This is a genomic window from Rhodoplanes roseus (genome assembly GCF_003258865.1).
GTDB lineage: Bacteria > Pseudomonadota > Alphaproteobacteria > Rhizobiales > Xanthobacteraceae > Rhodoplanes > Rhodoplanes roseus.
This window is the reverse complement of record NZ_NPEX01000302.1, coordinates 1-6,529: the sequence shown is the minus strand read 5'-3', so window position 1 is coordinate 6,529 and position 6,529 is coordinate 1. Positions and strand designations below refer to the sequence as shown.

The following is a 6,529-nucleotide window of genomic DNA, read 5'->3' as shown; positions in this document are numbered from 1 at the left end:
CGGAATCCATACTCACTGTCTCAGTGGCTCACGAACCACAGGGGATATGGGTTCCGGGCTCGGCGCCGACGCGCCGCCCCGGAACGACTCGCAACCCGGGGCGAACCTTGGCATGACCAACACCATCCGCGACTGGGTCGGCTTCTGGGACAATCCGCATTCGATCTACGTGAATGCGCGGCACATCGACGTGCATTATCGCGACATCGCCGCGGCGATCGCCGGCTTCGTGCCGAACCCGCAGGCGCGCGTGCTCGACTTCGGCTGCGGCGAGGCGCTGCACGCCGACGCGGTCGCCAGGGTCGCCGGGACCGTGGTGCTGTCCGACGCGGCGCCGAGCGTGCGAAAGAACCTCACCGAGCGCTTCAAGGCGGTGCCCAACATCGCGGTGGCGAGCCCCGACGAGCTGCGGGCCATGCCGGCGGGCTCGTTCGACCTGATCGTCGCCAACTCGGTCGTGCAGTATCTGTCCCGCGCCGATCTCGACGGCCTGCTCGCCGAATGGCGGCGCCTGCTCGCACCGGACGGCGTGCTGATCGTCGCCGACGTGATTCCGCCCGATGTCGGCGCGGTGAGCGATCTCGTCGCGCTGCTGCGTTATGCCTGGACCAACGGCTTCCTGGTCGCCTCGCTGATCGGCGTCGCCCGCACCGCGCTCTCCTCCTACAGCAAGCTGCGCCAGAAGCTCGGCATCGCCAAATACACCGAGGCCGAGTTCCGCGACATTCTCACGACCGCCGGCTTCTCGGCCGAGCGCCTGCCCGGCAACATGGAGCACAACCCGGCCCGCATCAGCTTTCGGGCGCGCCCGAAGGGGTGAGGCGACGTTTGATGGTCATTCCGGGACGGCGCGACGCGCCGGACCCGGAATCCAGCCTCACGCTCCGAACATGCGGCTGGACTCCGGGTTCGCACCTTCGGTGCGCCCCGGAGTGACCGAGTTCCGCCACGCCACCGCACGCAGAATCGTGACTTTGTGCACCGCCCTGGAACAACCATAGTTCCGGTGCTCCGGAGAGGCCGGGACCATAGCGGCGGTGACGAATGCCACACGGCTTGTTGACGATCGTTCTCGGTGCGGCGGTCTATTTCGGACTGACCGCGATCGCGCCCGCGGCCGGCACGGAGGATCCCCCCGGCACGCAGCCGCCGGTGGCGCGCAAGAGCGGCACGGTACTGCAGGAGCACGGCCGCGAGCGGCCCGATCCCTACGACTGGCTGTCGCGGCGCGACGATCCCGCCGTATCGGCGCATCTCGCCGCCGAGAACGCCTATGCGGAGCACCGCCTCGCCGCCATCCGGCCGCTGATCGACGAGATCGCCGGCGAGCTGCGCGAGCGCAACGCCTCCTCGGACGCCAGCGTGCCGTATCGTGACGGCGGCTATCTGTACGAGCGCCGCTTCGCCGAGGGCGCGCAGTATCCGGTGATCCTGCGCCGCCGCGACGCGCCGGGCGCCGCCGAGGAAATCGTGCTCGACGTGCCGGCGCTCGCCGCCGGCCACGCGATGTACCGGCTCGGCCGCTGGCAGCCGAGCCCGGACGGGCGCCGCGTCGCCTTCATGGTCGACTTCACGGGCGACCGGCAGAATCGCCTGTTCGTGCGCGACATCGCGACCGGCGACGTGACCGAGCAGGGCATCACGGACGGCGCCGAAAGCTTCACCTTCGCGGCCGACTCGGCGACGCTGTTCTACGTGCGGCGCGAGCCCGTGACGCTGCGCGGCCATCAGGTCTGGCGCCACCGCATCGGCACGCCGCCCGACGTCGACACGATGGTGTTCGAGGAGCGCGACCCGACCTTCAGCGTCTCGGTCCATCGCACCAAGTCGCGCCGCTTCGTCCTGATCGACACCGAGCAGGAGCAGACCAGCGAGGTGCGGTACCTCGCCGCCGACGATCCCGACGGCACGTTTCGCGTCATCGAGCCGCGCCGCGCCGGCGTGCGCTACGACGTCGACCATGTCGGCGACACGTTCTACGTCCGCACCGATCTCGACGCGCCCGACTTCCGGGTGATGACGGCGCCCGAGGCGACGCCCGACGCCGCGCACTGGCGCGAGCTGGTGGCGCAGCGGCCCGGCCATGTGATCCGCAACATCGAGCCGTTCCGCGACTTCCTCGCCTTCGACGAGGAGCACGAGGGCGGCATCAGGATCAAGGTGCTGCGGCTCGCCGACCGCGAGGAGCTTCCGGTGCCGCAGCCGGGCGAGATCGGCGTCGCGACGGCGAGCTTCTTCTACGGCGCCTTCGGCGGCAATCGCGAGCCCGACACCACCGTGCTGCGCTTCCGCTTCTCGAGCCCGCTGACGCCGGAGCGCACCTACGACTTCGACATGGCGGCCCGCACCCTGACGCTGCGCCGCGAGGAGCCGGCGCCCTGGTTCCGGCCCGACGACTACGTGCTGGAGCGCCGCGAGGCGGTCGCCCCGGACGGCGAGCGCGTGCCGATCACCCTCACCTATCGCAAGGGGATGCGGAAACAGGGCGGCAATCCGACCCTGGTGGTCGGTTACGGCGCCTACGGCTTCAGCCAGCGGCCGGTGTTCAGCGAGAGCGCCTTCAGCCTGATGGATCGCGGCTTCGTGCACGCCATGGCGCATGTGCGCGGCGGCCACGAGAAGGGAGAGCGCTGGCACCGCGACGGGCGCGGCCTCGCCAAGCGCAACAGCTTCACCGACTTCATCGCGGTCGGCGAGGCGCTGGTGGCGCAGGGCGTCGCCGACCGGCGCGCCCTGTTTTCTCGCGGCGGCAGTGCCGGCGGCCTGCTGGTCGGCGCGACCGCCAATCTGCGGCCCGACCTGTTCGCCGGTGTCGTCGCCGAGGTGCCGTTCGTCGACGTGGTGACGACCACGTCGGACGCCTCGATCCCGCTGACCACGCTCGAATGGGTCGAGTGGGGCAATCCGGCCAAGGCCGAGGACTACGCCTATATCCGCTCCTACTCGCCTTACGACAACATCGAGCGCAAAACCTATCCGGCCATGTTCGTCACCGCCGGCTGGCACGACAGCCAGGTGCGCTATGTCGAGCCGGCCAAGTGGGTGGCGCGGCTGCGCGAGCTGAAGACCGACGACCACGAGCTGATCTTCAAGACCGACATGGGCGCCGGCCATGCCGGCCGCTCCGGCCGCCTCGGCACCGTCCAGGAAAGCGCCGAGATCACCGCCTGGCTGCTCTCGCAGGCGGGGAGCGCGATGGGGCGGTAGAGGGGGTCGGCGACGCTCGCTCCCGTTCAAGCGCCCGGAGCAGACAGGTCGAATACGAGATTGCGCAGAGGTGCCTCGTCGCCCTCGAAACTCCTGACCATCGCGTCCAACATCTCGGCCGGCTGCATTCGGTCGAGATCGAGCATGTGTCCGGCGCGGTCGGACAACAGTGTAAGGAGGGCGAGTTGCGTCCGCCCATTGCCTTCGCGAAACGGATGGACGGCGTTGAGCTCGGCGAGGAAGTGCGCGGCCCGCTCGGCGAACTCGGCACGACGGACGCCGCGGAAGCCGTCGGCAGCGCGGAGTGTCGCGAACAGCTTCGTCATCTCGCCCCGGATGTTCTCGGGATAGCAGAACACGCTGCCGCCTTTGCCGATGCGGACCGTCCGGAAGCGGCCGGCCCAGGCGTAGACGTCCTGGAAAGGATGGCGGTGGAGCGCACGGTACTGGGTGACGTCGAGCGGGCCGATACGAACCGGCTCGCTGGCGCGCTGAAGCGCGGCGTCGTGCTCGAAGGCGTCGAGACGTGCCTGATCCCTGATGCCGGCGCGATTCCTCAGGACCGTCGTCCCGGGATAGCAGTACGGGTCTTTCGCAGAACCTTATCCGATGTCGCCGGTCAGACCTTCCTCGTGTGCTTCTCGTAGATGGCGGCCCGTCGCTGCTCCGGCGACAGCCCGCGACCCTCGAACTCCGCGAACATCTCACGGCTTTCCGGGCTGGTCTCGATCCCCTCGACGGCACTGATCTTCGCGAGCCGACCACGGCCCAACGTGAAGGTGTCGGCGGGTGTCGGATCGCCTTCGGGCTTTTTCGGAGCGTGCATGGCGACAGTCTAGCATGGGCGGGCTGGACCCGCACGCGCGGCGCACGGTAGCCCAGGACCGCAACCATGAACCCGTGCAGCGAACACGGTGGACAGCCGCTCTCGTGCTCACGCCATACCGCGCGAACAAACCGAGAATAGGCTAGGATCGCGGCCGCGAATCGGCGCACGGCGCCGAGGTCGTCGTCCAGCCGCCGTCATTCCGGGACGGCGCGGAGCGCCGGACCCGGAATCCAGCCACGCGCGCCGACCGTGATGCTGGATTCCGGGTTCGCATCTTCGATGCGCCCCGGAATGACCGAGTAAAGGGCCATCCCATGCGTGTCGTCCACACCGCCGACTGGCAGATCGGCAAGCCGTTCGTCCGCTTCGGCGCCAAGGCGGAGGCGTTTCGGGCGGCGCGGCTGGACGCCGTCGAGGCGATCGGCCGGCTGGCGGTCGCCGAGGGCGCCGCCCATGTGCTGGTCGCCGGCGACGTGTTCGACAGCGACACGCCGACCAATGTGACGCTGCGGGCGCCGCTGGAGCGCATGCGCGGCTTCGCGGCCGTCACGTGGCACCTCCTGCCCGGCAATCACGACGCCCACCGGCCGGGCGGACCGTGGGAGCGGATGGCGGCGCTCGGGCCGCCCGCCAATGTGCGGCTTCACCTCACGGCCGAGCCGGTCGTGCTGGCGCCCGACGCCGTGCTGCTGCCAGCGCCGCTGACCAGCCGGGCCGAGACCCGCGACCTCACCGCCCGCATGGACGACGCAGCGACGCCGCCCGGCACGCTCCGGATCGGCCTCGCCCACGGCGCCGTCACCCGCTTCGGCGTCGCCGAGAACGAGGGCGAGGCGACCAACCAGATCGACCCGGGCCGCGCCGACAAGGCCGGCCTCGACTACCTGGCGCTCGGCGACTGGCACCGCACCCGCGAGATCGGCCCGCGCACCTGGTACGCCGGCACGCCGGAGCCGGACCGCCACGACAGCCAGACGGTCGGCACCGCCCTGCTGGTGACGCTGACCGGAGCCGGCGCCCCGCCGCGCGTCGAGCCCCGCACGGTCGGCACGTTCCGCTGGGCCGCGGACGCCTTCGAGCTCGCCGACGCCACGCCGCTGGCGTCGCGCGAGGCGCTGCTGCGCACGACTCACGACCCGGTGTCGAAGCTGGTGCTGAAGCTGAAGGTCACGGGCGCCCTGTCGATCGCGGCGCGCCGCGCCCTCGACGAGTGGCTGGAGCGGCTGCAGGCCGCCGTGTTCCATCTCGACACGACGCTGGCGCTGGCGGTGCGGCCCGATCCGGCCGACATCGAGCGCATCGACTTCGACGGCGTCCTGCGGCGCGTCGCCGAGAGCCTGAAGGCCCGCGCCGACGACCCGGCGCTCACGACGGCGGAGCGGCAGGTCGCCGAGGACGCGCTGCTCGCCCTCTATCTCGAAGCGACGGCGTGAGGGCGCGCTCATGATCATCACGCATCTCGCCGTCGACGGCGTCGGCCGCTTCCGCAGCCGCCACGTGATCCGCGGCCTCGGGCCCGGGCTCAACCTGCTCTGCGCGCCGAACGAGGCGGGCAAGTCGACGCTGTTCCGGGCGCTGCATCTCGCGCTGTTCGGCCGCCACAGCAGCAAGACCGTGGACGTGCGCACGCTGGAAACGCGCGGTGCCGAGCTGCCGGCCTGCGTCGAGGTCGGCTTCAACCGCGGCGGCGCCGACTATCTGGTCAAGAAGTCCTTCCTGCGCAGCGCCGGCGCCAAGCTGTTCAAGAACGGCACGCTGGTGGCGGACGGCCGCTCCGCCGACGAGGCGGTGTGGACGGCGCTCGACCTGACGCCCGGCACCTCGACGGCCGAGGAGGCCGCCTTCGGCCTCCTGTGGGTGCGGCAGGGCCAGTCGTTCCTGCAGGCGGAGCCGAGCGACGGCACCAAGGCGCTGCTGTCGCGCGTCATCGAGGCCGAGGTCGGCGAGGTGTTGGGGGGCGAGCGCGGCGAGCGGGTGCGCAAGAGCGTCGACGAAAAGCTCGCCCTCGACGAGACCGCCAAGGGCCAGGCCAAGACCGGCGGCGCCTGGAAGACGGCGCTCGACCGCCGCGCCGCCGCCCAGGCGACGCTCGCCGACCTGCGCGCCACGCTCGCGGCGCTCGAAGCCGACCGCACCAGCCTGGCCGAGAAGCTGCGCGAGCGCGAGACGCTCGCCGATCCGGCCGGCATGGCGCAGCTCCGGGCCGACCGCGACGCGGCGCTCTTGGAGCGCGAGCAGACCGCCAAGGCCGAGCAGGCCGCCCAGCAGGCCGAGACCGAGCAGGCCCAGCGCGAGCTCGGCTTCGACCGCGCCCGCAAGCGCCACGAGGAGCTGGTCGCGCTCGATCAGCGCATCGCCAAGACGCGCGAGAAGATCGCCGGGCTGACGCGGCGCCTCGCCGAGCAGACGGCCGCCTGCGCGGCACAGGCGGCGACGCTCGCCGCGCAGGAGCAGGCGCTCGGCACGCTGGCGACACGCTGGGCCGAGGCCGAG

Annotated in this window: 7 protein-coding genes; 5 read left to right on the top strand and 2 right to left on the bottom strand. The window is 71.2% G+C overall.

What is annotated here, in order from left to right; genetic code table 11:
- Positions 1-112 precede the first annotated feature (112 nt).
- Positions 113-820, top strand: coding sequence for a class I SAM-dependent methyltransferase (locus CH341_RS26435; RefSeq protein ID WP_111421948.1), 708 nt, complete (start codon positions 113-115; stop codon positions 818-820).
- 236 nt (positions 821-1,056) lie between these two features.
- Positions 1,057-3,207, top strand: coding sequence for a S9 family peptidase (locus CH341_RS26430; RefSeq protein WP_170149817.1), 2,151 nt, complete (start codon positions 1,057-1,059; stop codon positions 3,205-3,207).
- A gap of 26 nt (positions 3,208-3,233) precedes the next feature.
- On the opposite strand, the gene CH341_RS26425 is transcribed toward CH341_RS26430, so the two are convergent.
- Complete coding sequence (locus CH341_RS26425; protein ID WP_342635036.1) at positions 3,234-3,677, bottom strand: Fic/DOC family protein; 444 nt, start codon at positions 3,675-3,677, stop codon at positions 3,234-3,236.
- On the opposite strand from CH341_RS26425, the gene CH341_RS36335 reads away from it, so the two are divergent.
- Positions 3,633-3,854 (top strand): hypothetical protein, encoded by a 222-nt coding sequence (locus CH341_RS36335; protein ID WP_342635035.1) that lies wholly within the window; start codon positions 3,633-3,635, stop codon positions 3,852-3,854. The two genes, CH341_RS26425 and CH341_RS36335, sit on opposite strands and share 45 nt — an antisense overlap.
- Here the strand turns inward: CH341_RS36335 and CH341_RS26420 are convergent.
- Positions 3,827-4,033: a hypothetical protein gene (locus CH341_RS26420; RefSeq protein ID WP_111421945.1), complete on the bottom strand. Its 207-nt coding sequence runs from the start codon at positions 4,031-4,033 to the stop codon at positions 3,827-3,829. The two genes, CH341_RS36335 and CH341_RS26420, sit on opposite strands and share 28 nt — an antisense overlap.
- A gap of 317 nt (positions 4,034-4,350) precedes the next feature.
- Here CH341_RS26420 and CH341_RS26415 point away from each other — a divergent pair, with 317 nt between their 5' ends.
- Together CH341_RS26415 and CH341_RS26410 are read left to right on the top strand one after the other, a co-directional pair.
- The gene (locus CH341_RS26415; protein WP_111421944.1) at positions 4,351-5,469 is read left to right on the top strand and encodes a metallophosphoesterase family protein; all 1,119 of its coding nucleotides are present in this window, start codon (positions 4,351-4,353) and stop codon (positions 5,467-5,469) included.
- A 10-nt stretch (positions 5,470-5,479) separates the two neighbouring features.
- Positions 5,480-6,529 (top strand): AAA family ATPase (locus CH341_RS26410; protein ID WP_146604631.1); only part of this gene is annotated, 1,050 nt, incomplete at its 3' end.